At 62.9% G+C, this 26,697-nt stretch carries 18 protein-coding genes and 1 tRNA gene; 15 read left to right on the top strand and 4 right to left on the bottom strand.

Going from position 1 to position 26,697, the window contains the following annotated elements:
• Window position 1 precedes the first annotated feature (1 nt).
• From A9513_RS23260 to A9513_RS23240, 5 genes are all read left to right on the top strand, one after another.
• Window positions 2–1,924, top strand: a complete 1,923-nt coding sequence (locus A9513_RS23260; protein ID WP_038803509.1) for a PrkA family serine protein kinase — start codon at window positions 2–4, stop codon at window positions 1,922–1,924.
• 102 nt (window positions 1,925–2,026) lie between these two features.
• Complete coding sequence (locus A9513_RS23255; RefSeq protein ID WP_024763608.1) at window positions 2,027–3,298, top strand: YeaH/YhbH family protein; 1,272 nt, start codon at window positions 2,027–2,029, stop codon at window positions 3,296–3,298.
• Window positions 3,295–4,848, top strand: coding sequence for a SpoVR family protein (locus A9513_RS23250; RefSeq protein WP_024763609.1), 1,554 nt, complete (start codon window positions 3,295–3,297; stop codon window positions 4,846–4,848). The genes A9513_RS23255 and A9513_RS23250 overlap by 4 nt, the downstream gene beginning before the upstream one ends.
• 58 nt (window positions 4,849–4,906) lie before the next feature.
• Complete coding sequence (locus A9513_RS23245; protein ID WP_065085721.1) at window positions 4,907–5,416, top strand: DUF4136 domain-containing protein; 510 nt, start codon at window positions 4,907–4,909, stop codon at window positions 5,414–5,416.
• A gap of 167 nt (window positions 5,417–5,583) precedes the next feature.
• A complete protein-coding gene (locus A9513_RS23240) occupies window positions 5,584–6,813 on the top strand; it encodes a multifunctional CCA addition/repair protein (RefSeq protein WP_065085700.1) in 1,230 nt (409 codons plus the stop codon).
• Between the two features lie 116 nt (window positions 6,814–6,929).
• Here the strand turns inward: A9513_RS23240 and folK are convergent, their stop codons facing one another.
• A complete protein-coding gene (folK, locus tag A9513_RS23235) occupies window positions 6,930–7,466 on the bottom strand; it encodes a 2-amino-4-hydroxy-6-hydroxymethyldihydropteridine diphosphokinase (RefSeq protein ID WP_065085699.1) in 537 nt (178 codons plus the stop codon).
• Window positions 7,457–7,810 (bottom strand): dihydroneopterin aldolase, encoded by a 354-nt coding sequence (gene folB / locus A9513_RS23230; protein WP_015475255.1) that lies wholly within the window; start codon window positions 7,808–7,810, stop codon window positions 7,457–7,459. Before folB ends, folK begins: the two co-directional genes overlap by 10 nt.
• An 80-nt stretch (window positions 7,811–7,890) precedes the next feature.
• Here folB and plsY point away from each other — a divergent pair, with 80 nt between their 5' ends.
• Window positions 7,891–8,460 carry a glycerol-3-phosphate 1-O-acyltransferase PlsY gene (gene plsY / locus A9513_RS23225; protein ID WP_024763613.1) on the top strand — a complete coding sequence of 190 codons (570 nt, stop codon included), beginning with the start codon at window positions 7,891–7,893 and terminating at the stop codon, window positions 8,458–8,460.
• A gap of 94 nt (window positions 8,461–8,554) precedes the next feature.
• Here the strand turns inward: plsY and tsaD are convergent, their stop codons facing one another.
• Window positions 8,555–9,580, bottom strand: a complete 1,026-nt coding sequence (gene tsaD / locus A9513_RS23220) for a tRNA (adenosine(37)-N6)-threonylcarbamoyltransferase complex transferase subunit TsaD (protein WP_024763614.1) — start codon at window positions 9,578–9,580, stop codon at window positions 8,555–8,557.
• Between the two features lie 200 nt (window positions 9,581–9,780).
• Here tsaD and rpsU point away from each other — a divergent pair, with 200 nt between their 5' ends.
• From rpsU to A9513_RS23195, 5 genes are all read left to right on the top strand, one after another.
• Window positions 9,781–9,996, top strand: a complete 216-nt coding sequence (rpsU, locus tag A9513_RS23215; protein WP_003085057.1) for a 30S ribosomal protein S21 — start codon at window positions 9,781–9,783, stop codon at window positions 9,994–9,996.
• A 200-nt stretch (window positions 9,997–10,196) separates the two neighbouring features.
• Window positions 10,197–12,218 carry a DNA primase gene (dnaG, locus tag A9513_RS23210; RefSeq protein WP_024763615.1) on the top strand — a complete coding sequence of 674 codons (2,022 nt, stop codon included), beginning with the start codon at window positions 10,197–10,199 and terminating at the stop codon, window positions 12,216–12,218.
• A gap of 78 nt (window positions 12,219–12,296) precedes the next feature.
• Window positions 12,297–14,150 carry an RNA polymerase sigma factor RpoD gene (gene rpoD, locus A9513_RS23205; RefSeq protein WP_024763616.1) on the top strand — a complete coding sequence of 618 codons (1,854 nt, stop codon included), beginning with the start codon at window positions 12,297–12,299 and terminating at the stop codon, window positions 14,148–14,150.
• 105 nt (window positions 14,151–14,255) lie between these two features.
• On the top strand, window positions 14,256–17,990 hold the full coding sequence (locus A9513_RS23200) for a bifunctional diguanylate cyclase/phosphodiesterase (protein ID WP_065085698.1): 3,735 nt from the start codon (window positions 14,256–14,258) through the stop codon (window positions 17,988–17,990).
• Window positions 17,991–18,006: 16 nt separating this feature from the next.
• Window positions 18,007–18,083, top strand: a tRNA-Ile gene (locus A9513_RS23195).
• 36 nt (window positions 18,084–18,119) lie between these two features.
• Here A9513_RS23195 and A9513_RS23190 read toward each other — a convergent pair.
• The gene (locus tag A9513_RS23190; protein ID WP_065085697.1) at window positions 18,120–18,851 is read right to left on the bottom strand and encodes a hypothetical protein; all 732 of its coding nucleotides are present in this window, start codon (window positions 18,849–18,851) and stop codon (window positions 18,120–18,122) included.
• Window positions 18,852–19,042: 191 nt separating this feature from the next.
• Between A9513_RS23190 and hsdR the strand changes: the two genes are divergently transcribed.
• The 4 genes from hsdR (at window position 19,043) to A9513_RS23170 (ending at window position 26,694) form a co-directional block, all read left to right on the top strand.
• On the top strand, window positions 19,043–22,519 hold the full coding sequence (hsdR, locus tag A9513_RS23185; protein WP_065085696.1) for a type I restriction-modification system endonuclease: 3,477 nt from the start codon (window positions 19,043–19,045) through the stop codon (window positions 22,517–22,519).
• A gap of 86 nt (window positions 22,520–22,605) precedes the next feature.
• Window positions 22,606–23,766 carry a Fic family protein gene (locus A9513_RS23180; protein ID WP_065085695.1) on the top strand — a complete coding sequence of 387 codons (1,161 nt, stop codon included), beginning with the start codon at window positions 22,606–22,608 and terminating at the stop codon, window positions 23,764–23,766.
• Window positions 23,763–25,313: an N-6 DNA methylase gene (locus A9513_RS23175; protein WP_065085694.1), complete on the top strand. Its 1,551-nt coding sequence runs from the start codon at window positions 23,763–23,765 to the stop codon at window positions 25,311–25,313. The genes A9513_RS23180 and A9513_RS23175 overlap by 4 nt, the downstream gene beginning before the upstream one ends.
• Entirely contained in the window at window positions 25,306–26,694 is a 1,389-nt protein-coding gene (locus A9513_RS23170; protein ID WP_065327796.1) for a restriction endonuclease subunit S, read from the top strand. The genes A9513_RS23175 and A9513_RS23170 overlap by 8 nt, the downstream gene beginning before the upstream one ends.
• The last annotated feature ends 3 nt before the right edge of the window (window positions 26,695–26,697 follow it).

The following is a 26,697-nucleotide window of genomic DNA, read 5'->3' as shown; positions in this document are numbered from 1 at the left end:
CATGAGCATTTTCAGTCACTTCCAGGAACGCTTCGAAGCGACCCGTCAAGAGGAGTACTCCCTCCAGGAGTACCTGGACATCTGCAAGCAGGACAAGATCGCCTATGCCACCGCCGCCGAGCGGATGCTGATGGCCATCGGCGAGCCTGAACTACTCGACACATCCGTCGATTCCCGCCTGTCGCGAATCTTCTCCAACAAGGTGATCCGCCGTTATCCGGCCTTTGCCGACTTCCATGGCATGGAAGAGTGCATCGACCAGATCGTCTCCTTCTTCCGCCACGCCGCCCAAGGCCTGGAAGAGAAGAAACAGATCCTCTATCTCCTGGGCCCGGTCGGCGGCGGCAAATCCTCCCTCGCCGAAAAGCTCAAGCAACTGATGGAGCACGTGCCCTTCTATGCGATCAAGGGCTCGCCGGTGTTCGAGTCGCCCCTGGGGCTGTTCAATCCCGACGAAGATGGCGCCATCCTCGAGGAAGACTACGGCATCCCGCGTCGCTACCTGCGCTCGGTGATGTCGCCGTGGGCGACCAAGCGCCTCAACGAATTCGGCGGCGACATCAGCCAGTTCCGCGTGGTCAAGCTGCACCCTTCGATCCTCAACCAGATCGCCATCGCCAAGACCGAACCTGGGGATGAGAACAACCAGGACATCTCCGCGCTGGTCGGCAAGGTGGATATCCGCAAGCTGGAAGAATTCCCGCAGAACGACGCCGACGCCTACAGCTACTCGGGCGCGCTGTGCCGGGCCAACCAGGGCCTGATGGAATTCGTCGAGATGTTCAAGGCGCCGATCAAGGTCCTGCACCCCTTGCTCACTGCGACCCAGGAAGGCAACTACAACAGCACCGAAGGCCTCGGTTCCCTGCCCTACAGCGGCATCATCCTCGCCCACTCCAACGAATCGGAGTGGCACAGCTTCCGCAACAACAAGAACAACGAAGCCTTCATCGACCGCATCTACATCGTCAAGGTGCCGTACTGCCTGCGCGTCTCCGACGAGATCAAGATCTACGACAAGCTGCTGATCAACAGCTCCCTGGCGCACGCCCACTGCGCGCCGGACACCCTGAAGATGCTTTCGCAGTTCTCCGTGCTGTCGCGCCTGAAGGAGCCGGAAAACTCCAACATCTACTCGAAGATGCGCGTCTACGACGGCGAGAACCTCAAGGACACCGACCCCAAGGCCAAGTCCATCCAGGAATACCGCGACACGGCGGGCGTCGACGAAGGCATGGCCGGGCTTTCGACCCGTTTCGCCTTCAAGATCCTGTCCAAGGTGTTCAACTTCGACCCGCATGAAGTGGCCGCCAACCCGGTGCACCTGCTCTACGTGCTGGAACAGCAGATCGAGCAGGAGCAGTTCCCGCCGGAAACCCGCGAACGCTACCTGCGCTTCCTCAAGGAATACCTGGCGCCGCGCTACGTCGAGTTCATCGGCAAGGAAATCCAGACCGCGTACCTGGAGTCCTACAGCGAGTATGGTCAGAACATCTTCGACCGCTACGTGCTGTACGCCGACTTCTGGATCCAGGACCAGGAATACCGCGACCCGGAAACCGGCGAGATCCTCAACCGCGCCGCCCTCAACGAGGAACTGGAGAAGATCGAGAAGCCGGCCGGCATCAGCAATCCGAAGGACTTCCGCAACGAGATCGTCAACTTCGTCCTGCGCGCCCGCGCCGGCAACAACGGCAAGAACCCCAGCTGGCTGTCGTACGAGAAGCTGCGCGTGGTGATCGAGAAGAAAATGTTCTCCAACACCGAGGACCTGCTGCCGGTCATCAGCTTCAACGCCAAGGCGAGCAAGGAGGATCAGCAGAAGCACAACGACTTCGTCAAACGCATGGTCGAGCGCGGCTACACCGAGAAGCAGGTGCGCCTGCTGTCGGAATGGTATCTGCGGGTTCGCAAGTCGCAGTAGTCTGCCATCGGCGCGGCGGTTTCCGCCGCGCCGGTCGCCGTCGCATTCGGACCTGTCCGGAGCGGCTCTACGCCGCCTCGCAGCAGGCCCTGAGGAGCATTCATGAGCTACGTCATCGACCGGCGTCTGAACGGCAAGAACAAGAGCACGGTGAACCGCCAGCGCTTTTTGCGGCGTTACCGTGAGCACATCAAGAAGGCGGTAGAAGAAGCCGTCAGCCGCCGCTCCATCACCGATATGGAACATGGCGAGCAGATCAGTATTCCCGGCCGCGATATCGACGAACCTGTCCTGCACCACGGGCGCGGCGGCAAGCAGACCGTCGTCCATCCCGGCAACAAGGAATTCACCACCGGTGAGCACATCCCGCGTCCCCAGGGGGGCGGCGGTGGCCGTGGTGCCGGCAAGGCAAGCAACCAGGGCGATGGGATGGACGACTTCGTCTTCCAGATCACCCAGGAGGAATTTCTCGACTTCATGTTCGAGGACCTGGAGCTGCCCAACCTGGTCAAGCGCCACCTCACTGGCAGCGACACCTTCAAGACCGTGCGCGCCGGCATCAGCAACGAGGGCAATCCCTCGCGGATCAACATCGTGCGTACCCTGCGCTCGGCGCACGCCCGGCGTATCGCCCTCTCCGGCTCCACCCGCGGCAAGCTCCGCGCGGCGCTGGCCGAACTGGACCGGCTCAAGCGCGAGGAACCGGACAACCTCGGCGACATCCAGGAACTGGAGCAGAAGATCGCCGGCATGCGCGCACGCATCGACAAGGTGCCGTTCCTGGATACCTTCGACCTCAAGTACAACCTGCTGGTGAAGCAGCCCAACCCGACCTCCAAGGCCGTGATGTTCTGTCTGATGGACGTCTCGGGCTCCATGACCCAGGCCACCAAGGACATTGCCAAGCGTTTCTTTATCCTTCTCTACCTGTTCCTCAAGCGGAACTACGAGAAGATCGAAGTGGTGTTCATCCGCCACCACACCAGCGCCCGCGAAGTAGACGAGGAAGAGTTCTTCTATTCCCGCGAGACTGGCGGCACCATCGTTTCCAGCGCGCTCAAGCTGATGCAGGAAGTGATGGCTGAGCGCTATCCCACCAACGAATGGAACATCTACGCCGCCCAGGCCTCGGACGGCGATAACTGGAACGACGACTCGCCGGTCTGCCGCGACATTCTGATGAAGCAGATCATGCCGTTCGTCCAGTACTACACCTACGTCGAGATCACCCCGCGCGAGCACCAGGCGCTGTGGTTCGAGTACGAGAAGATCCGCGACACCTTCGAAGACAGCTTCGCCCAGCAGCAGATCGTCTCCGCCTCGGACATCTACCCGGTGTTCCGCGAGTTGTTCCAGAGGAGGCTCGTCGCATGAGCAAGCGCCAGCCGATCGCCACCGGCTCGGAGTGGACCTTCGAGCTGATCCAGCAGTACGACCGCGAGATCAGTCGTCTCGCCGAGCGTTATGCGCTGGACACCTACCCCAACCAGATCGAGGTCATCACCGCCGAGCAGATGATGGATGCCTACGCCTCCGTCGGCATGCCCATCGGTTACAACCATTGGTCCTACGGCAAGCACTTCCTCAGCACGGAAAAGAACTACAAGCGCGGTCAGATGGGCCTGGCCTACGAGATCGTGATCAACTCCGACCCGTGCATCGCCTACCTGATGGAGGAAAATACCCAGTGCATGCAGGCGCTGGTGATCGCCCACGCCTGCTACGGGCACAACAGCTTCTTCAAGGGCAACTACCTGTTCCGCACCTGGACCGACGCCACTTCGATCATCGACTACCTGGTGTTCGCCAAGTCCTACATCAACAAGTGCGAGGAGCGTTACGGCATCGACGCCGTGGAAGACCTGCTGGACTCCTGCCACGCCCTGATGAACTACGGCGTAGACCGCTACAAGCGACCCTACCCGATCTCCGCCGAGGAAGAGAAGCAGCGCCAGAAGGAGCGCGAGGAGCAGATCCAGCGCCAGGTCAACGACCTCTGGCGGACCATCCCCAAGGCCACCGGCAAGGACAAGGAACAGGGGCTGGCCCGCTACCCCAGCGAGCCGCAGGAAAACATCCTCTACTTCATCGAGAAGAACGCCCCGCTGCTGGAGCCCTGGCAGCGCGAAATCGTGCGCATCGTGCGCAAGGTGGCGCAGTACTTCTACCCGCAGCGCCAGACCCAGGTGATGAACGAAGGCTGGGCGACCTTCTGGCACTACACCCTGATCAACGACCTCTACGACGAAGGGCTGGTCAGCGACGGCTTCATGATGGAGTTCCTCCAGTACCACACCAGCGTGGTCTACCAGCCGGGCTTCGACAGCCCCTACTACAGCGGCATCAACCCCTACGCGCTGGGCTTCGCCATGTACCGCGACATCCGTCGCATCTGCGAACACCCCACCGAGGAAGACAAGCGCTGGTTCCCGGACATCGCCGGCAGCGACTGGCTGGCCACCATCAAGTTCGCCATGAAGAGCTTCAAGGACGAGAGCTTCGTCCTGCAGTTCCTCTCACCCAAGGTCATCCGCGAGTTCAAGCTGTTCAGCATCCTCGACGACGACCAGAAGGACGACATGCTGGTCGACGCCATCCACGACGACGACGGCTATCGCAAGATCCGCGAAACCCTGGCTGCGCAGTACAACCTCGGCAATCGTGAACCGAACATCCAGATCTGGGATGTCGACCGCCGCGGTGACCGCTCGCTGACCCTGCGCCACCAGCAGCACGACCGCAAACCGCTGGGCGAATCCACCGACGACGTGCTCAAGCACCTGCACCGCCTTTGGGGCTTCGATATCCATCTGGAAACCCTGCAGGGCGAGAACATCGTCAACACCTTCCACATGCCCCCAAAGGGTGAACGCGACAGCGAGGAGGGTTACCCCCGGCTCGACCTGATCATCCCACCCATTTGATCGGTTGACCGGAGCAGCAGGCGTGACAAGCATGGCGGCAACCCCGCTGGAGACCGCCATGCGCCTGTTCGCCATTCTCCTGCTCTGCCTCGCTGTCGCGACCTGCAGCAACCCCGTCCCCCACGCCCAGGTCGCGCATCCCGCCGATGCGCGCCTGGCCGGGCTGCGCGACTTCCAGCTGATGCCACCGGAAAACGCCGTCGACGCCCTGCCCTACCGCAGTCGCTACCCCCTGATCAATGCGCAAGTGCGCCAGGGCCTGATCGAGCGCGGCTACCGCGAGAGCGCGGGCCCGCAGATCCGCGTCTACTACTGGCTGGCGCTGCAGGATGCGCCGCTGGAATTCAAGGTCGATACCCCACCGCCCAATCCGTTGGGCCCCTATCTCGCCATCCATCGCCTGCGCGACGAGACCGGTACCCTGCGCCTGCGTCTGACCGATGCGCAGGAGCAGACCCTGTGGGAAGGCACCGTCAGAACCGGCCTCAGTCCCGCCCACGCCAGCGCAACACTCCTGCAGGACGCCATCGGCGCCCTCGTTCAACAGATTCCCGCCGCCACGCCCTAGGTGCGCGTCGCCCCCTTTCGCGAGCAAGCTCGCTCCTACAAGAGCCGGGGCGTGCGCAACCTGTCGGAGCGAGCTTGCTGGCGAACCGCCTCAATCCCCAGAAGCCACCGAGCTTGCCCCACCCGCCGCAAACCCCGAAGCTATCCCCCAGAACAGGAGACAGCTTCATGCAGATCTACAAGGTGGGCGGCGCCGTGCGCGATCGCCTGCTCGGCATCCCCTTCAGCGACACCGACTGGGTAGTGGTCGGCGCCAGCGCCGACGAGATGCTCGCCCAGGGCTATCGGCCGGTGGGCGCCGACTTCCCGGTGTTCCTCCACCCGAAAACCGGCGAGGAATATGCCCTCGCCCGCACCGAACGCAAAAGCGGGCGCGGCTACGGTGGCTTCACCTTCTACGCCAGCCCCGACGTCACCCTCGAAGACGACCTGATCCGCCGCGACCTGACCATCAACGCTATGGCCGAGGACAATGACGGCAAGGTCATCGACCCGTACCACGGCCAGGAGGACCTCGAAGCCCGCCTGCTTCGCCACGTTTCCCCGGCCTTCGCCGAAGACCCGCTGCGCGTGCTGCGCGTCGCCCGCTTTGCCGCGCGCTACGCCCCCCTGGGTTTCAGCGTGGCGCCGGAAACCCTGGCACTGATGCGTGAACTGTCGGAATCCGGCGAACTGGAAGCACTGACTGCAGAACGCAGCTGGAAGGAAATCTCCCGTGCCCTGATGGAATCGCGCCCGGACGTGTTCATCCAGGTCCTGCGCGACTGCGGCGCCCTCGCCGTGCTGATGCCGGAAGTGGACGCCCTGTTCGGCGTGCCGCAACCGCCGCAGCACCACCCGGAAGTGGATACCGGCGAACACGTGCTGGCCGTATTGCGCGAGTGCGCCCAATACGACCAGCCGCTGAGTGTGCGCTGGGCCTGCCTGGTCCACGACGTCGGCAAGGGCGAAACCCGCAAGGAAGACTGGCCCAAACACCACGCCCACGAACACCTGGGCCTGCCGTTGATCGACGCGCTCAATGCGCGCTTCAAGGTGCCCCGGGATTGTCAGGAGCTGGCGCGACTGGTCGGCGAGTACCACACCCACTGCCACCGTGCGCTGGAGCTGCGGCCGACCACCGTTCTGGAATTGCTGCAGTCCTTCGATGTGTATCGCCGCCCGCAACGCTTCGAGGAGTTTCTCGCCGCCAGCGAGATGGACGCCCGCGGTCGCCATGGGCTGGAAGATCGCGACTACCCGCAGGCGGAATACTTGCGCGGCGCAGCGCAAGCCGCACGCGCGGTCGCTGTGCAGCCGCTGCTGGAGAAGGGATACAAGGGGGCGGAGCTGGGCGAAGCGCTCAAGCGTGAGCGTCTGAATGCCCTGAAGGCCTACAAGGAAAGTTACACCGAGTGATACCAGGGGGGTGCCTTGTAGGAACGAGTGGGACGGCTAGTTCTTGCTCGCGCCCCCCAGCGCTGGTGCCGCCGGATACATCGCTCGCGAGCAAACGCGTTCCTACAGAAAAGCCATCAGGGCGCCGAGTGCGCCCCGATCAGCGCCGCCGGCGTCAGCTCAGCGCCCCGCCACTGGAAGGGCACCGGCCAGAGCTTTTGGGCGATCTGCGCGTCCGACCAGAGCTCGGCGAACGAACGTTGAGCCCCCGGATGCTTCACCTCGGGAGCCAGCAACGCCAGCGGCCAGAGCACGAAGGCGTTCTTCAGCACTTCTGCGCGCGGCAGCGTCAGGCCATCGAACTCGCCATGCAGGTCGCCGTACAGCAACACGTCGATATCCAGCGGCAGGCCCTTGCGCTCCGGCGCATAGCGGCCGTTGTCCGCCTCGATGTGCTTGAGCCGCAGGCTCAACTCCGCCAGCGGCAGGTCGGTGCGCGCCACGATCACGAAGTTGTAGAAGGGGCCGCTGCGAATACCCACCGGCTCGCTCTCGAACACCGGCGAACAGCGGATATCCTCGAGGAACTCGTCCAACGCCTCCAGCCCCGCGAGCAGGTGTTGCTCCCGGTCGAAGTTGCTGCCCAGCCCGAGGTACACCGTCGTCAGCGGCATCCGCGTTCGATCTCCACACCTACGCCGATGGCGGCCGCAACGGCACCGGGCTTGGTGACCTTCAGGCGCAGCCACTGGATACCGAACTCGGCCATCAGCAACTCGGCGAGGCGTTCGGCGAAGGTCTCCACCAGTTGAAAATGCGCGTCACGGGCGAAGGCCATGACCCGCTCGGAGAGCACGGCGTAGTCCAGGGCCTTGGCGATATCGTCGTCGGCCGCCGCCGGGCGGTTGTCCCAGCCCAGCGTCAGGTCCAGGCGCAGGCACTGCCGGATACCCCGTTCCCAGTCGTAGACGCCGATCACGGTGTCCACTTCCAGCCCCTCGATGAAAACTCTGTCCACTGACTGCATGCTCCAAGGCGACACGACAAGCGGCCGACGCCCCGTTAGAATCGGAAACGACCTCGTCTCCGGTGGAAACCATGTTCTGGTTCTTGGCGATCCTCGCCTACCTGCTCGGATCACTGTCCTTCGCGGTACTCCTCAGTCGCCTGTTCGGCACTGCCGACCCGCGCGCCAGCGGCTCGGGCAATCCCGGCGCCACCAACATGCTGCGCCTGGCCGGCAAGAAGATCGCCATCCTCACCCTGCTCGGCGATCTCGCCAAGGGGCTGCTGCCCGTACTCATCGCCCGCCTGCTCGGCCTGTCCGACATGCAGCAGGCCTGGGTCGGGCTGGCAGCGGTAATCGGCCACCTCTACCCGCTGTACTTCAACTTCCGTGGCGGCAAGGGCGTTGCCACCGCCGCCGGCATGCTGCTGGCGCTTTACCCTCCAGCCGCGCTGCTCGCGGCAGTCGCCTGGCTGGTGACTTTCAAACTGTCGCGCACCAGCTCGCTCGCATCCCTGGTCGCCACGCCGCTGACCCTGCCGCTGCTGGCCTGGCAGGAGCCGTCGGCGCTGCTGCCGATGACCGTGCTCACCGGTCTGATCGTCTGGCGTCACCGCAGCAATCTGCGCGATCTCATCGCCGGACGCGAGCGTCACTTCTAGAGCCGCGAGCTTCCCGACCCGCGTACCACGCTGCAAGCGAAAAAACGGCCCATGCCGCTCAGAGCATGCGCCGCGTCGTTTGCAGCTTCATTATTCAGATCGCTGGCAGCGACTCCATTGGCCAACGCGCATGGACGCCGATCGACGGGCCGTCCTGCTGCCCCGCCACCAAACGCTGGCAGCCAGCATAGGCGATCATCGCGCCGTTATCGGTGCAGAAGCGCGGGCGGGCGTAGAACACCTGGCCCTTCATTTCGCCGAGCATCTTTTCCAGATGCTGACGCAAGGCCTGGTTGGCACTGACGCCACCGGCGATCACCAGGCTCTTGAGGTGAGTCTGCTTGAGCGCGCGCTTGCACTTGATGGTCAGGGTCTCGACCACGGCAGTCTGGAACGCCAGGGCGATATCGCTGCGGGTCTGCTCGCTGTCGTCACCCTCGGCCACGCAGCGCTGCCAGGTGTTCAGCGCGAAAGTCTTGAGGCCGCTGAAGCTGAAATCCAGCCCCGGACGATCGGTCATCGGCCGCGGAAAGACGAAGCGACCCGCGGTGCCGCGCTCAGCCAGGCGAGCGATCTCCGGGCCACCGGGATAGGCCAGACCGAGCAGCTTGGCGGTCTTGTCGAAAGCCTCGCCGGCAGCGTCGTCCACCGACTCGCCCAGTACCTGGTAACGACCAATGCCATCCACTCGAACCAGTTGCGTATGGCCGCCGGACACCAGCAAGGCGACGAACGGAAACTTCGGCGGCTGCTCTTCCAGCATGGGAGCCAGCAGATGGCCCTCCATATGGTGCACGCCGACGGCCGGTATGCCCCAGGCGAACGCCATGGCCTGGGCGCAGGATGCGCCGACCAGCAGCGCGCCCACCAGGCCGGGGCCGGCGGTGTAGGCGATGGCGTCGATGTCTTCGGCGGTGCGGCCGGACTCGTCCAGCACCTGGCGAATCAGCGGCAGCATGCGCTTGACGTGATCACGGGAGGCCAGCTCGGGAACCACGCCGCCGTATACGCGGTGCAGATCGATCTGGCTGAACAGCGCGTCGGCCAGCAGGCCTTTTTCACTGTCGTACAGGGCGACGCCGGTCTCGTCGCAGGAGGTTTCCAACCCCAGCACTAGCATGGGCTTGAGCCTTTACTCTGGGCAAAATTGAAGCCGCGCATCATAATCGCCGGCTGGGCTTCGGACCAGTGCTTTTCGATCGGAGGCTTTGCATTCCTCCTTCCGAACGTTTAATATCCGCAACCCTTGAAAACCGCCGACTCCGAACAACCGTCAGGAGCGCGATAAATCCTCCGGTAATCATTGAAGGTACGACCTGGATGCCCGCCGTCAAAGTTAAAGAGAACGAACCCTTCGACGTAGCTCTGCGTCGTTTCAAGCGCTCCTGCGAAAAAGCAGGCGTACTGGCTGAAGTCCGTAGCCGCGAGTTCTACGAAAAGCCGACCGCCGAGCGTAAGCGCAAGGCCGCTGCCGCTGTTAAGCGTCACGCCAAGAAAGTGCAGCGCGAACAGCGCCGCCGCGAGCGCCTGTACTGAGTTACAGCGCTTCGTCGCACGCTTTCCGCATCGCCCGGCCCACTCGCCGGGCGAGTGCCTGAAACAAGGCACCCGACTCCGATTCGCATTCGCGGACTTCGGAGTTTTTGCTTTTCAAGCCCCATGCTTAGTCTCAAGCCCCGCTCGCGGCGTCATCGCCCCGCGCTATGCTTGGGTCCACCCTGCGTCCCGATGAGTCTATGGCCGGCCTGATTCCACAATCCTTCATCGATGACCTGCTCAACCGCACCGATATTCTCGATGTGGTGAGTTCGCGCATCCAGCTGAAGAAGACCGGCAAGAACTACAGCGCCTGCTGCCCGTTCCACAAGGAGAAGACACCCTCCTTCACCGTCAGCCCGGACAAGCAGTTCTACTACTGCTTCGGCTGCGGCGCCGGCGGCAACGCGCTCGGCTTCATCATGGACCACGACCAGCTGGACTTCGTCCAGGCGGTCGAGGACCTGGCCAAGCGCGCCGGGATGGACATCCCCCGCGAGGAAGGTCGGCGCGGCAACAAGCCCCGCCAACCGGTCGACTCGCCGCTGTACCCGCTGCTGGCCGGCGCCGCCGAGTTCTACCGCCAGGCACTCAAGAGCCACCCGGCCCGCAAGGCCGCCGTGGAATACCTCAAGGGCCGCGGCCTGACCGGCGAAATCGCCCGCGACTTCGGCCTGGGCTTCGCCCCGCCGGGCTGGGACAACCTGCTGAAGAACCTGGGCGGCGACAACCTGCAGCTCAAGGCCATGCTCGACGCCGGCCTGCTGGTGGAAAACCCCGACAGCGGCAAGCGCTACGACCGCTTCCGCGACCGGGTGATCTTCCCCATCCGCGACAGCCGCGGCCGGGTGATCGCCTTCGGCGGCCGCGTATTGGGCGACGACAAGCCGAAATACCTGAACTCGCCGGAAACCCCGGTCTTCCATAAAGGACAGGAGCTCTACGGCCTGTTCGAGGCGCGGAAGAACAACCGGGATCTCGACGAGATCATGGTGGTCGAAGGCTACATGGACGTCATCGCACTGGCGCAGCAGGGCATCCGCAACGCGGTCGCCACCCTGGGCACGGCCACCAGCGAAGAACACATCAAGCGGCTGTTCCGCATCGTGCCGAACATCCTCTTCTGCTTCGACGGCGACCAGGCCGGCCGTAATGCCGCCTGGCGCGCACTGGAGTCGGCGCTGAGCAACCTGCAGGATGGGCGCAAGGTGCGCTTTCTGTTCCTGCCCGAAGGTGAAGACCCGGACAGCCTGGTGCGCGCCGAAGGCCCGGATGCCTTCCGCGCCCGCCTCGCCCACCAGGCCCAGCCGCTGGCGGACTACTTCTTCCAGCAACTGACCGAGGAAGCCGACCCCAGCACGCTGGAAGGCAAGGCGCACCTGGCGACCCTGGCCGGACCGCTGTTGGAGAAGATCCCCGGCAACACGCTGCGCTTGCTGATGCGCCAGCGCCTGGGCGAGATCACCGGCCTGTCCGCCGAAGCGCTCAGCCAGATCAGCGCGCCGCGCCCGGGCCTCACCGGCCAGGCAAAACCGAATCCCCCCCCTGCAACAGCGCAGGCACCTGGCTCGGAGCAACACGCCCACGAGTACGCCGACTACGACATGGGCCAGTTCGCCGGCCACGGCGACGGTCATTACCAGGACGCTTCGAGTTACTTCGAAGCGCCGATGGAATTTTCCCCCGGCAACGGCGGAGCCAAGGCCAAGAAGCCCTGGAAGGGCGATCGCAAATGGGATGGCAAAGGCCGGAAAGGCGACTTCACGCCACGCCAGCCGCGCACCGAGATCAGCGTCGAATCGCCGACCCTGACCGCGCTGCGCACCCTGCTGCACCATCCCCAACTGGCGCAGAGCGTCGAGGATGCGAGCCACTTCTCCAACGAGGGACAGACCTATTCGCAACTGCTCGCCGCACTGGTCGAAGCGTTGCAGAAGAATCCGAAACAGAGCTCGATGCACCTCATCGCGCGCTGGCACGGAACGCCCCAAGGGCGCCTGCTACAGGTGCTGGCGGGGAAAGAATGGCTGATCGACGACGGCAATCTTGAAAAGCAGTTCGTCGACACCATTACTACACTTGCACACAACCAGCTGCTCAGCAGCCGTGAAGCCCGCTTGCACAGCGTGCTGCGAAAGAACCCCAGTGAACTGACCGACGAAGAGAAAGCGTTACTGCGGGAGCACTACAGCACCCCCTCTTCAACAGGCAGCCAGAGCTGAACTGGCGCCTGAAGCCTCGAATCTGGTATAATCCTCGGCTTATTTCAGCCCGCCAAGACCTTCAGTGGATAGGGTGTTATGTCCGGAAAAGCGCAACAGCAATCTCGTCTCAAAGAGTTGATCACCCGTGGTCGTGAGCAGGGTTACCTGACTTACGCGGAGGTCAACGACCACCTGCCGGAGGATATCTCTGATCCGGAACAGGTAGAAGACATCATCCGCATGATCAACGACATGGGGATCAACGTATTCGAGACAGCCCCGGATGCGGATGCCCTGTTGCTGGCGGAAACCGATACCGATGAAGCTGCCGCCGAAGAAGCTGCTGCCGCCCTTGCCGCGGTAGAGAGCGACGTTGGCCGCACGACCGACCCGGTGCGCATGTACATGCGTGAAATGGGTACCGTGGAACTGCTGACCCGCGAAGGCGAGATCGAAATCGCCAAACGCATCGAGGAAGGCATCCGCGAGGTCATGAGCGCCATCGCCCAGTTCCCGGGCGCGGTGGACGGCATTCTCGAAGAGTACAACCGCATCGTTGCCGAAGGCGGCCGCCTGTCGGACGTTCTCAGCGGCTACATCGACCCGGATGACGGCACCCTGCCGGCCGAGGAAGTCGAGCCGGTCGGCCTGAAGGACGACGCCGAAGCCAAGGATAAGGACAAGGACGAAGAGGACGAAGAGTCCGACGGCGACAGCGAGGAAGAAGAAGGCGATGGCGGTCCGGATCCGGAAGAAGCCGCTCGTCGTTTCGGCGCCGTTTCCGAGCAACTGGAAAAGGCCAAGAAGGCCCTGAAGAAGCACGGTCGTGGCAGCAAGCAGGCCACCGAAGAACTGGTCGCCCTGGCCGAGCTGTTCATGCCGATCAAGCTGGTGCCCAAGCAGTTCGACGTGCTGGTCGCCAAGGTCCGCGATGCGCTGGACAGCGTGCGCCGCCAGGAACGCGCCATCATGCAGCTGTGCGTGCGTGATGCCCGTATGCCGCGTGCCGACTTCCTGCGCCAGTTCCCCGGCCACGAAACCGACACCGCCTGGGTCGACTCCATACTCAAGGGCAAGCCCAAGTACGCCGAGGCCATCGAGCGTCTGCGTGACGACATCCTGCGCAACCAGCAGAAGCTGGTCGACCTGGAAACCAGCTCGCAGCTGACCGTTGCCGAGATCAAGGACGTCAACCGCTCCATGTCCATCGGCGAGGCGAAAGCCCGTCGTGCGAAGAAGGAGATGGTCGAGGCGAACCTGCGTCTGGTGATCTCCATCGCCAAGAAGTACACCAACCGCGGCCTGCAGTTCCTCGACCTGATCCAGGAAGGCAACATCGGCCTGATGAAGGCGGTGGACAAGTTCGAATACCGTCGCGGCTACAAGTTCTCGACCTATGCCACCTGGTGGATCCGCCAGGCGATCACCCGCTCGATCGCCGACCAGGCCCGCACCATCCGTATTCCGGTGCACATGATCGAGACGATCAACAAGCTCAACCGTATTTCCCGCCAGATGCTGCAGGAGATGGGTCGCGAACCGACCCCGGAAGAGCTGGGCGAACGCATGGACATGCCGGAAGACAAGATCCGCAAGGTCCTGAAGATCGCCAAGGAACCGATCTCCATGGAAACGCCGATCGGTGACGACGAAGATTCGCACCTGGGCGACTTCATCGAGGACTCCACCATGCAGTCGCCGATCGAAGTGGCGACCAGCGAGAGCCTCAAGGAAGCCACCCGCGAAGTCCTCGCCGGCCTCACCGCTCGCGAAGCCAAGGTCCTGCGCATGCGCTTCGGCATCGACATGAATACCGACCACACCCTCGAGGAAGTCGGCAAGCAGTTCGATGTGACCCGTGAGCGTATCCGCCAGATCGAAGCCAAGGCGTTGCGCAAGCTGCGCCACCCGTCGCGAAGCGAGCATCTGCGCTCTTTCCTCGACGAGTGATGAACAAACCCCCGGCCGAAAACCGGGGGTTTTTCTTTGGGTCTTCCACTGGGCAAAGTGCCACGTCTACACTTCGGCGTAGTCCCCCCTGGAATGAGGCCCTTCATGCCGCGTCTGCAGGCAGTTCTACTGTGGTGCCTCGCATTCTGGGCGGGACAGGCATTCGCCCTGAGCCTCACGCCCGACGAACAGCAATGGCTGCAGGCACACCCCACCCTACGCCTGGGTGTGGACGCCTCCTGGCCCCCCTTCGAGTTCCGTGACAGCGACGGCGTCTACCAGGGCCTGGCTGCCAGCTACGTCAAAGTCATCAGCGACAAGCTCAAGGTCGAGCTACAACCGGTCGAACCGGCAAGCTGGAGCGAAGTCCTGCAACAGGCGCGGGACAGCCATCTCGACCTGCTCCCCGGCATCATGGCCACGCCGGAACGCCTCGAGTACCTGACCTTCACCCGCCCCTACCTCGACTTCCCGATCATCATCCTGGCCCGCAAGAACGGCCCCGCGCCAGCCAGCGTTAAGGAGCTCTACGGCCTCAAGGTCGGCGTGGTCGCCCACTACGCTCCGCATGAACTGCTGGTCGCCAGGCACCCCGACCTCAACCTGCAACCGCTGCCCAGTGTCGCGGCCGGACTGCAGGCGCTGGCGGTCGGCCAGGTGGACGCGTTCGTCGGCGACCTCGCCTCCAGTGTCTGGAACCTTCGCCAGCTCAAGCTCGAGGGCCTGCAGATCAGCGGCGAGACTCCCTACCGTTACCAACTGGCCATGGGCGTGCCGAAGGACCAGGCGATTTTCGCCGGCATTCTCGACAAGGTGCTGGCGGACCTGACCGTGGAGCAGATCGACGCACTGCAGGCCCCCTGGGTCGGCGGCCTGGTGGACCACCGCAGCGTGTGGCCCGATGTATTCCGCGTGGTCGTGCCCATCGCGTTCCTGACCACCCTCACCCTGCTGGTCCTGTTCACCATGAACCGGCGCCTGCGCGGCGAGATGCAGCGCCGGGAGAAACTCGAGCAGGCCCTGCGCGACAGCGAACAGCACTACCGCGGCCTGGTGGAAAGCCTCACCGCCATCGCCTGGGAAATGCGCCTGGCGGAGAACCGCTTCACCTACGTCTCGCCCCACGCCCAGCGGCTGCTCGGTTACCCGCTGAGCGACTGGCTGGAACCCGGCTTCTGGCAGCGCACCCTGCATCCGGAAGACGCCGAGCACGCGATCCACTTCTGCATGAGCGAGAGCCATGCCGGGCGCAATCACAGCTTCGATTACCGCATGCTCGCCGCCGATGGGCGAATCGTCTGGATCCGCGACATCGTCACGCTGATCCAGCATGGCGACGACCTGATCCTGCGCGGGCTGATGATCGACATCACCGAAGCCAAGCACACCGAACAGGCCCTGCGTCTGTCCGAGCAGAAGTTCGCCTCGGTCTTCCATCACTGCCCCGACATCATCGTCCTCGCCCGCCGAATAGACGGCGTATTGCTGGCGGTGAACAGCACCTTCGAACAACAGATCGGCATCCCCGCCAGCGAAGCCCTGGGCAAGACCTCGACCGACCTGGGAATCTGGGGCGCGCCCGGCATGGGCCCGGCCATGCTGCAGCGCCTGCAGGGCGAACCGCTGAACAACGTCGAGATCCCGCTCAATCGCCGCGACGGCAGCCACTTCACCGCCCTGCTGTCAGCGCAGCACATCATCCTCGACGACACGCCGGCGCTGGTCGTCGTGGTGCGCAACATCTCCCAGGTCAAGGAAACCCAGGAGCAACTGCGCGTCTCCGAGGAGAAATTCGCCAAAGCCTTCCACGCCTCGCCCGACGGCATGCTCATCTCGCGTATCAGCGACGGCCGGCTGGTGGAAGTGAACCAGGGCTTTACCCGCATCACCGGCTACAGCCGCGAGGAAGCCGCCGAGCGCTCCACCCTCGACCTGCGCCTGTGGGCCAACCCGGCCGACCGCAGCAAACTGCTGGGCATCCTCGACAGCGCCGCCAGCGCCCCGGACTTCACCGCGCAAATTCGCACTCGCGACGGCAGCCTGCGCCTGTGCGAACTGTCCGCCCACCGCATCACCATCGGCAGCGACGACTGCATGCTGACCATCGCGCGCGACATCACCGAGCGCCAGCAGATGCAGGAAAAGCTGCAGCTGGCCGCCACGGTGTTCGAAAGCACCGCCGAAGGCGTGATGATCACCGACGCGCGCCAGCAGATAGTCGCCGTCAACCGCGCCTTCACCGAGATCACCGGCTACAGCGAACAGGAAGCCCTCGGCAACTCACCGCGCCTGCTCGCTTCCGGCCAGCACGACAGCAGCTTCTACGTCGCCCTCTGGCACCAGCTCAACGCCGAGGGCCACTGGCAGGGCGAAATCTGGAACCGCCGGAAGAACCAGGAGCTCTACCCGGAGTGGCTTACGGTCAGCGCCGTGCGCAATGCCGACGGCGAGTTGTCGCACTATGTCGGCGTGTTCGCCGACATCTCCACCCTCAAGTACGCCCAGGCACGGCTGGACTACCAGGCCCACCACGATCCGCTCACCGGCCTGCCCAACCGCCTGCTGTTCGAAAGCCGCCTGAACGCCTCTCTCAAGGAAGCCCAGGAAGACGATCATCAGGGCGCCGTGCTGTTTCTCGACCTCGACCGTTTCAAGCACATCAACGACAGCCTCGGCCACCCGGTCGGCGACCTGCTGCTCAAGTCCATTGCCACCCGCCTGCGCGAGCAGCTGCGCGACGTCGACACGGTGGCGCGCCAGGGCGGCGATGAATTCATCATCCTGCTGCCCGGCCTGCACCACGCACTGGACGCCGAACACGTCGCCAACAAGCTGCTGCTCTGCTTCGAAATGCCGTTCATCGCCGGCGAACAGGAGTTCTTCGTCAGCGCCAGCATCGGCATCTGCCTCTACCCCAGCGATGGCTCGGATGTCGCCACCCTGGTGAAGAATGCCGACGCCGCCATGTACCGGGCCAAGGCCCAGGGCCGCAACCGCGTAGAGTTCTACACCCGCGAACTGACCTTCCAGGCCACCGAGCGCATGGCCTTGGAACATGAATTGCGCCGCGCGCTGGAAAGCGACCAGCTGCAGCTTTACTACCAGCCCAAGCTCTCCCTCAGCACCGGCCAGTTGGTCGGTGCCGAAGCCCTGATCCGCTGGAAGCATCCTCAATTCGGCACCATTTCGCCCGATCGCTTCATCCCCCTGGCTGAGGAAAATGGCCTGATCCTGCCATTGGGTGACTGGGTCCTGCGCCAAGCCTGTCGGCAGATGAGCCGCTGGCAGGACAGCCATGCCGCGTTCGGCCCGCTCTCGGTCAACCTCGCTGGCGCCCAGCTGCGCCAGACCAACCTGGTCGAACGCATCCGTGAACTACTGGCGCACTACAACCTGCAGCCCTCGCGCCTGCAGCTGGAGATCACCGAAAGCTTCCTGATGCACCAGACCGAGGAAGCTCTGTCGATCCTGCACAGCCTCAAGCACCTGGGCGTACAACTGGCCATCGACGACTTCGGTACCGGCTACTCCTCCCTCAGCTACCTGAAGCAACTGCCGCTGGATACGCTGAAGATCGACCAGTCCTTCGTCCACGGCCTGCCGGACGACCCCCACGACGCCGCCATTGCCCGTGCCATCATCGCCCTGGGCCGCAGCATGAACCTCACCGTGATCGCCGAAGGCGTGGAACACGAAGCCCAGGAACGCTTCCTCGAAGCCGAAGGTTGCGACCAGATCCAGGGCTACGCCCTGAGCGCCCCGTTGCCGGCCGACGCCTTTGCCAACCGCTTCCTGGTTCCGCTGCATCCGATTGGCGCGACGCATAACGCGCCGGTATAATCCGCCCGCCTTCTGGGGGCCTATAGCTCAGTTGGTTAGAGCAGAGGACTCATAATCCTTTGGTCCACGGTTCAAGTCCGTGTGGGCCCACCACCCTTTCAGCAAAAGCCGCGCAGATGCGCGGCTTTTTCATTTCTCCGGCGGATAGCGCAGCGTCTCGAAAAAGCTTTCGGCGTTCTGCTCGTAATATCGCGCGATCGAATTGATTACCCCGAGGGAAGCTTCTTCGTTGTATTCGGCAGACCGCCCTGAGGGGATCCAATGCCCCTCACCGCCAATGAATGAGGAAAGCAAGCCTATACGCTGATCAGGACAATTTCCGCGCAGGCGCCCTACACAACGCTCGATGAGATCTGATGGAAGCATATCGACATAGACCTCACGAAACTCATCGACAAGCCCTGTCTCCGCATCCAGCAAAGTGGTCATTGCCATTTTTCTCCATGCAGACTCAGGACTTCTATCGGACACAATCAGGTGAGCTACACCAACCAGCGGGAACCCCAAAGCCAGCAGGGCCGACGCCTGCGAGAAACCGAAGGAGTTCGGCGAGCGATGCTGGCGTGCATATGATGCCCTGACTGCCTTCGACTCGATGGCCAAAGCTCTGGATGCAACAAGTTCATCCTTCTCGAACGGAATGACCAACAAATCGATATCGCCGGGAAAAGTCTGACCTGGGCAAATAGCGTCGATCGGGACAAGTCCTCTGATCATCACTCCGCTATCTCTTGGCATGCTATTGAAGTAACGAGAGTCCAGTTGCTGGTAACCCATGCCGAAGAGCCGCCGCTCCAGGACCAACCGAATCCCCAGATAACGCTCATCTGCTTTTCTGATCATCCATTCGGGCAACAGCACCCGCTCTCCTTCCAGCACTCTGCGCGGGCGCCTTTCTATTGGAAATCGACAATCAATCGACACTGTTCTTCTCCCAGGCACGAGCCACCATTCAGCCACCAACGTCTGACAACCCTCTCCACTCCAAGCTGTTAGCATAGGTCCGACCTTTGATCGCGCTGCCCGCGCGGCTCAACTGCAAGGAAGGAACCATGGCTGAAAGCTGCAACTTCGCTTTCCTCAAGGAACACGACCCGGTTTTCCTGCAACTCGCGACGACTGCCGAACAGGTCTTCGCCAGCGATCCGAATACGACGCTGATCAAGCTGCGCCAGCTGGGCGAGGCGCTGGCGCAGGACCTGGCCGGGCGCGCCGGCATCGAGTTTGACGAGAGAACGAACCAGGCCGATCTGCTCTTCAAGCTGAGTCGCGAGATCCAGCTTGATCGCAGCATCGTCAGTCTGTTCCATACCCTGCGCATCGAAGGCAACAAGGCGACTCACCAATTCCGCACCCAGCACCGTGAAGCGCTGGACGGCCTGAAAGTCGCACGCGGACTGTGCGTCTGGTATCACCAGGCGTTCGGCAAGAACGGCAGTGCCTTCACGCCCGGCGCCTTCACCAAGCCAAGCGACCCAAGCGAGCCGTTACGCGAGTTGCAGCAGGAGATCGATCAGCTCAGGAGCCAGTTGCACGCCTCCAGCGAGAAGCTGGAAAGCAACCAGCAACTGACCGAACTGCTCCAGCGCGAATCCACGGAGTACGCGGTACTCGCCGAGCAGATGGACGCCGAGTCACGCCTCTATCAGAAACAGGCCGCCGCACACGAGACGGCGCTGGAACAACTGCGCGCCGAGCATGAGCGCAGCATCAAGGCACTGCAGCAGGAGCTTGCCGCCAAGCCGCAATCCAGCCAGCAGGTGCAGCTCAAGACCCAGCAGGCCGCAAGCCCCTTCGACCTGGATGAAGACCTCACCCGGATCATCATCGACCAGCAATTGATCGACGCCGGATGGGAAGCGGATTCCCTGGACCTCACCTACGCCAAGGGCATCCGCCCGGAGAAGGGCCGCAACCTGGCAATTGCCGAATGGCCTACCAGCAGCACGCTGGCCCGAGCGGACTACGTACTGTTCGCGGGTCTGGTGCCCATCGCCATCGTCGAAGCCAAACGCAAGCGCATCAATGTCGCCGACCGGGTCACCCAGGCAGAACGTTACGCCGAGGCCTTCCCGCTGCAGTCCGAGCACCAACCCGCCTGGCTGCTGGCGGGAAGCAGCCAGCCCTGGGGCAATGGCAAGGGCGGCCTTTATCGCATTCCATTCGCTTTTTCCTGCAATGGTCGTCCCTACATCAAGCAATTGGCCGAGCAATCGGGCACCTGGTTCCGCGATCTGCGCAGCCCCGCCAACCTGCGCCGCCCGCTTCAGGACTTCTATACCCCGGATGGCCTGCTGAACCTGCTCAAGCTCAGCCGCGAAGAAGCGGAGGCCAAACTGAAGCAGGAGGGTTTTGCCTACCTGAAGCTGCGTGATTATCAGGAAAAGGCCATCCGCGCGGTCGAACTGGCCATCGCCAACAACCAGCGCGAATGCCTGCTCGCCATGGCGACCGGTACCGGCAAGACGCGCACCATCATCGGCCTGCTCTACCGCTTCCTGAAGGCCGAGCGCTTCAAGCGCATCCTCTTCCTGGTCGACCGCAGCGCCCTCGGGGACCAGGCAGTGGAAGCCTTCCACGACATGCCGCTGGAACAGAACCAGACGCTGGCGCAGATCTACGACATCAAGGAACTCGGCGATATGGCCGCCGAAGCCGCTACCCGCCTGCAAGTGGCAACCGTGCAGGCGATGGTCAAGCGCATCTTCCAGTCCGACACGCCGCCGTCCATCGACCAGTTCGACTGCATCATCGTCGACGAAGCCCACCGCGGTTACACCCTCGACCAGGAGATGAGCGAAGGCGAGCTGGTCGTACGCGATGTCGCGCAGTACCTCTCCCAGTACCGCCGCGTTCTCGACTACTTCGACGCCAGCAAGATCGGCCTGACCGCGACGCCGGCCAAGCACACCACCGAAATCTTCGGCAAACCGGTGTACACCTACAGCTACCGCGAGGCGGTAGCCGACGACTGGCTGATCGATCACGAACCGCCCATTCGCTACGTCACCCGTTTGGCGGAGAACGGCATCCACTACGGCAAAGGCGAAACGGTGGACGTACTGGACACCGTGACCGGCGAGATCGAAAGCGCCGAGCTGGAAGACGAACTGGACTTCGGCATCGAATCCTTCAACCGCCGGGTCATCAGCGAAGACTTCGACCGCGTCATCTGTACTGAACTGGCCAAGGAGCTCGACCCGTTCGGCGAAGAGAAGACCATGATCTTCTGCGTCAACCAGGCCCACGCCGAGCGCGTCAAACGCCTGCTCGACGCCGCCTTCACCGAGCAGCACGAAGATGCCTACAACCAGGCTGCGGTCAGCATCATCACCGGCAAGAGCGACCAGGTGGACAAGCTCATCCGCCTGTACAAGAACGAGCGTTTCCCCAACATTGCCATCACCGTCGACCTGCTCACCACCGGCATCGACGTCCCGCGCATCTGCAACCTGGTGTTCATGCGCCGCGTGCGCTCGCGCATCCTCTACGAACAGATGAAAGGCCGCGCCACCCGCCGCTGCGACGACATCGGCAAGACGGTCTTCCGCATCTATGACCCGGTGGACCTTTACGCCGCACTCCAGGCGGTGGACACCATGAAGCCCCTGGTGAAGAACCCGGACATCCCGCTCGCCCAATTGGTCGCCGAACTGGGCATCAGCACCAGCTTCGATGCACCTGGCAACCGCGAGGGCACCAGCCACGCCAATGACGTGCTCGACGAACTCAGCCAACGCGTCATGCGTATCCTGCGCAAGGCTCAGCACAAGGCCGAGACCAAGCCGACCCTGAAGGCACGGCTGGACGAACTGCACACAGTCTGGGGCGTAGCGCCTGCCGAATTGCACAAGCACTTGCACGAAATCGGCCCGCAGCAGGCGGCGCAGTTCGTCGCCACCCACAGCCGGCTGCTGGAGCAACTCGAAGGCGTGCGCGCGCTGCTCGCCTCGGAAAACTACCCGGTGATTTCCACCCACACCGACGAGCTGATGGTTCGCGAACAGAGTTACGGCGCCAACCAGAAGCCGCAGGACTACCTGGAAAGCTTCAACGACTTCGTCCGCAACCAGCTCAACCAGTCCGTGGCCCTGGGCGTCGTAGTGAACCGGCCCAAGGACCTCACCCGCGAGCACCTGCGCGAGGTCCGTCTGCTGCTGGACAATGCCGGCTACAGCGAGGCCAACCTGGTCAGCGCCTGGCGCAATGCGACCAACCAGGAAATCGCCGCCAGCATCGTCGGCTACATCCGTCAGGCCGCGCTGGGTGAAGCGCTGTTGCCCTTCGACCAGCGCGTTGCCCAGGCCATGCAGCAGATCTACGCCCAGCGGGTCTGGACCCAGTCACAACGCAGACTGCTCGACCGGCTGGCCAAGCAACTGGTGCACGAAGTAGTGCTCGACAGCTCCCAGCTCAACGCCGCCTTCCGCGAAACCGGCGGGCTCAAGCTGCTCGACAAGAACCTGGACGGCAACCTGGACAGCGTCATCCAGGCCCTCAACGACAACCTCTGGCCACAGGTCGTCTAGCCAGTGAGCCGAATAGGCCGCATAATCGGCTCACACTATGAGCCGATTAGAGGATTTATTCGGCTCATTTCGCCTTGAGACGCCTTATGCAAACACCCCAGTGGATCTGGCAGCAGCCTGATTGGCCGCGCTTCACCTGGCAGGCGGAGCGCCTGGCCGCGCCCCTGCGCGCCTGCGCCCAGGCCCAGGGCCGGTTGCTGGGCATGGCGGGCGCCGTGGATGCGGATGCCGAGGCAAAAAACAGTCTCGATGCGCTGTTGCAGAATATCGTGACTTCCTCGGCCATCGAAGGCGAAGCGCTGAACGCCGGCTCCGTGCGCTCTTCCCTCGCCCGCCGCCTGGGCTTGGCCGTCGAAGCTCGCCCCAGCGTTCGCAGCGAAGGCCTCGCCGAGTTGCAGCTGGATGCCATCGGCAATCAGGACCCACCGCTGACCTTCGAGCGCCTGTGTACCTGGCACCGCTGGCTGTTCCCGCAGGAAGACCCACTCCTGGGCCACGCCATTCGTGTGGGCGAGCTGCGGGGCGACGAGCCGATGCAGGTGGTCTCCGGCCGGCTGGATCGCCCCACCGTGCATTTCGAGGCGCCGCCCAGGGAAGGCCTCGAACAGCAGCTCGACACCTTCCTCGCTTGGTTCGACAGCAGCCGCAGCGATGCCGCTCTGGACCCGCTGCTGCGCGCCGGCATCGCCCATTTCTGGTTCGTCACCCTGCACCCGTTCGACGACGGTAACGGCCGCCTCACCCGCGCCCTCACCGACCTCGCGCTGGCCCAGAGCGAGCGGCACGCCGTGCGCCTCTACGCCCTGTCCGCCAGCATCCTCGACGACCGCAGCGGCTACTACCGCATCCTCGAAACCAGCCAGAAAGATGGCCTCGACCTCACTGCCTGGCTGGAATGGTTCCTCGCCACCCTGCTGCAAAGCCTCGAACAGGCCCTGCAACGCATCCAGCGCGTGCTGGGCAAGACGCGCTTCTGGCAGGCGCACCGCGGCGACGGCCTATCCCCCGAACAACTCAAGGTGCTCAACCGCCTGCTCGACGGCGGCGAAAAGGGCTTCGAAGACGGCATCAGCGCCGGCCAATACCAGGCCGTCGCCCAGGTCTCCAAAGCCACCGCCACCCGCCACCTGGGTGACCTCCTCGCCAAGGGCTGCCTCGTGCGCCTGCCCGGCGGCGGGCGCAGCACCCGCTACCAGATCAACCAGCCCGGCAGCCCCTGCCCGGCCACGACTCCGAGTGAAGCATGACCAACAACGACATCGTCCAGAAGCTCTGGAACCTCTGCGACGTCCTGCGCGACGACGGCATCAACTACAGCGACTACGTCACCGAGCTGGTGCTGCTGCTGTTCATCAAGATGGAATACGAACAGGCCCAGAGCGGCAGCGGCTTCGAGCACAAGCTGCCCGAAGGCGCGCGCTGGCCCGACCTCACCGACAAATCCGGCCTGGTGCTGCTCAACCACTACCGGCAGATGCTGCTCAACCTCGGCCAGAACAGCGACCCGCTGATCGCCGCCATCTACGCCGATGCGCAAACCCGCCTCAAGGAGCCGCGCCACCTTGAGCAACTGATCAAGAGCCTGGACGCCATCGACTGGTTCAGCGCGCGCAAGGACGGCCTCGGCGACCTCTACGAAGGCCTGCTGGAAAAGAACGCCAGCGAAACCAAATCCGGCGCCGGCCAGTACTTCACCCCGCGCCCGCTGATCGACAGCATCATCCGCGTCATCCGCCCGCAGGCCGGCGAAACCGTCCAGGACCCGGCCGCCGGCACCGCCGGCTTCCTTATCGCCGCCGATGCCTACATCAAGCAGCACACCGACGAGCTGTTCGACCTCAACGACCGCCAGCGCGCCTTCCAGCGCAACAAGGCCTTCATCGGCGTCGAACTGGTGCCCGGCACCCGCCGCCTGGCACTGATGAACTGCCTGCTGCACGGCATGGAGGGCGACGCCGAAGGCGTGGTGCACCAAGGCAACGCCCTGGGCCAGACCGGCGCCAACCTAAAGAAGGTCGACCTGATCCTCTCCAACCCGCCCTTCGGCACCGCCAAGGGCGGCGGCGGCCCGACCCGGGACGACCTCACCTACCGCACCAGCAACAAACAGCTGGCCTTCCTCCAGCACATCTATCGCGGCCTCAAGCCAGGCGGCCGCGCCGCCGTGGTGCTGCCGGACAACGTACTGTTCGAAGCCGGCGTCGGCACCGACATCCGCCGCGACCTGATGGACAAGTGCAACCTGCACACCATTCTTCGTCTGCCCACCGGCATCTTCTATGCCCAGGGTGTGAAGACCAACGTGCTGTTCTTCCAGAAAGGCACAGCGGACAACCCGCACCAGGAAGAAGGTTGCACCCAGTGCGTGTGGGTCTATGACTTGCGCAGCAATATGCCCAGCTTCGGCAAGCGCACGCCCTTTGGTGCCAGCCACCTGCAGCCGTTCGAGCAGGCTTATGGTGAGGACGCGAACGGCAACAGCCCGCGTGCTGAGAATGTAGAAGGTATTGGTGAGGCCAGCCGCTTCCGTGTATTCACTCGCGAATACATTCGCAATGAACGTGGCGACTCGTTGGATATCAATTGGCTGAAGGATGCCGACAGCCTGGATGCCAATGATCTGCCAGCGCCAGAAGCGCTGGCGGGTGAGGCCATGGCCGAACTGACCGAGGCGCTGCATGGGCTGGAAGAGCTGATGAAGGCTCTGGGCGCAGGGGATGAAGTGACGGCGCAGAAGCAGTTGATGGCGGAGGTGATGGGATTGACGGTAGCTCAGGAGACGGCAGATGAGTGAGCTACCGAATGGGTGGGCGCTCGCACGCTTAGATGAATTGGCCGACTTGAATCCAAAGCAGAGTTTCGATGATGAACTCTCGGCAGGATTCGTCCCCATGTCCCATGCGCCAACTAACTTCCTTGGCAAGCTGCGCTTTGATGAACGCCCATGGGGCGAGATTAAAAAGGCTTATACAAACTTCAAGGACGGCGACGTTATTTTCGCCAAGGTTACCCCCTGCTTTGAAAACAGCAAGGCTGCAATTGTTGAAAGCCTGCCCAACGGTATCGGCGCTGGCAGCAGCGAATTCTATGTTCTCCGACCGAGCAGCGATGAGGTCTCTGCAAAGTACTTGCTGGCTGCAGTGAAAAGCCTGGACTTTCTTCGTGAGGGGGCTGCCAATATGACGGGGGCGGTCGGCTTACGTCGTGTACCAAAGCAATTTATCGCGGGCTACGAAGTGCCCGTCCCGCCGGCACACGAACAAACCCGCATCGCCCAAAAACTCGATGAACTGCTGGAGCAGGTCGGCACCCTCAAAGCCCGCATCGACGCCATCCCTGATCTACTCAAGCGTTTTCGTCAATCCACCCTAACTGCGGCGATTTCAGGGCGATTGACGGAGGAGTGGCGAACGCAAAATGAGCCAGTCCTTGACCAAGAATTACTCGCTCAACTAGATGAAAATGAATTCTCAATTTGGCCCACAGTACGACTCAAGGATGTTGCTCGCGATTTCTCGTACGGGAGTTCTGCCAAGTCGCAGAAGGCTGGCGAGATACCAGTTTTAAGAATGGGAAACATTCAATCCGGTCAACTAGTATGGGACGATCTAGTTTTCTCATCGAACCCCGAAGAGATAAATAAGTACTCACTCCAAGCAGGCGATGTCCTTTTCAACAGAACGAACAGCCCAGAACTTGTTGGCAAGACCGCCATATACAAAGGGGAGCAGGCTGCAATATATGCAGGCTATCTGATTCGCATTAGGTGTTCTAAACGTCTAACCCCAGAATTCCTAAACTATGCACTGAATAGCCCATATGGACGAAATTACTGCTGGCGGGTTAAAACAGACGGAGTTAGCCAATCGAATATCAATGCAAAAAAGGTAGCAGATTTTCGACTCGGCTTGCCCAACGTAGAAGAGCAAACAGAGATCGTCCGCCGCGTCGAACAGCTCTTCGCCTTCGCCGACCAATTGGAAGCCAAAGTCCAGAACGCCAAGGAGCGCATCGACAAACTGACCCAAAGCATCTTGGCCAGGGCCTTCCGTGGCGAGCTGGTGCCGCAGGACCCGAACGATGAGCCAGCCTCCGTGCTGCTGGAACGCATCAAGGCCCAGCGGGCGGCGGAGCCGAAGGCCAAGCGTGGGCGGAAGAAGGCGGAAAGTGCCTGAGTG

This window comes from Pseudomonas sp. AU12215 (assembly GCF_001675465.2).
Classification (GTDB): domain Bacteria; phylum Pseudomonadota; class Gammaproteobacteria; order Pseudomonadales; family Pseudomonadaceae; genus Pseudomonas; species Pseudomonas nitroreducens.
The sequence above is the reverse complement of the archived record's forward strand: the minus strand, read 5'-3'. Positions and strand labels throughout refer to the sequence as shown.

Coding starts and splice junctions, on each gene's coding strand:
- A9513_RS23260 (WP_038803509.1), top strand. CDS start 2: ATGAGCATTTTCAGTCACTTCCAGGAACGCTTCGAAGCGACCCGTCAA.
- A9513_RS23255 (WP_024763608.1), top strand. CDS start 2,027: ATGAGCTACGTCATCGACCGGCGTCTGAACGGCAAGAACAAGAGCACG.
- A9513_RS23250 (WP_024763609.1), top strand. CDS start 3,295: ATGAGCAAGCGCCAGCCGATCGCCACCGGCTCGGAGTGGACCTTCGAG.
- A9513_RS23245 (WP_065085721.1), top strand. CDS start 4,907: ATGCGCCTGTTCGCCATTCTCCTGCTCTGCCTCGCTGTCGCGACCTGC.
- A9513_RS23240 (WP_065085700.1), top strand. CDS start 5,584: ATGCAGATCTACAAGGTGGGCGGCGCCGTGCGCGATCGCCTGCTCGGC.
- folK (WP_065085699.1), bottom strand. CDS start 7,466: ATGCCGCTGACGACGGTGTACCTCGGGCTGGGCAGCAACTTCGACCGG.
- plsY (WP_024763613.1), top strand. CDS start 7,891: ATGTTCTGGTTCTTGGCGATCCTCGCCTACCTGCTCGGATCACTGTCC.
- tsaD (WP_024763614.1), bottom strand. CDS start 9,580: ATGCTAGTGCTGGGGTTGGAAACCTCCTGCGACGAGACCGGCGTCGCC.
- rpsU (WP_003085057.1), top strand. CDS start 9,781: ATGCCCGCCGTCAAAGTTAAAGAGAACGAACCCTTCGACGTAGCTCTG.
- dnaG (WP_024763615.1), top strand. CDS start 10,197: ATGGCCGGCCTGATTCCACAATCCTTCATCGATGACCTGCTCAACCGC.
- rpoD (WP_024763616.1), top strand. CDS start 12,297: ATGTCCGGAAAAGCGCAACAGCAATCTCGTCTCAAAGAGTTGATCACC.
- A9513_RS23200 (WP_065085698.1), top strand. CDS start 14,256: ATGCCGCGTCTGCAGGCAGTTCTACTGTGGTGCCTCGCATTCTGGGCG.
- hsdR (WP_065085696.1), top strand. CDS start 19,043: ATGGCTGAAAGCTGCAACTTCGCTTTCCTCAAGGAACACGACCCGGTT.
- A9513_RS23180 (WP_065085695.1), top strand. CDS start 22,606: ATGCAAACACCCCAGTGGATCTGGCAGCAGCCTGATTGGCCGCGCTTC.
- A9513_RS23175 (WP_065085694.1), top strand. CDS start 23,763: ATGACCAACAACGACATCGTCCAGAAGCTCTGGAACCTCTGCGACGTC.
- A9513_RS23170 (WP_065327796.1), top strand. CDS start 25,306: ATGAGTGAGCTACCGAATGGGTGGGCGCTCGCACGCTTAGATGAATTG.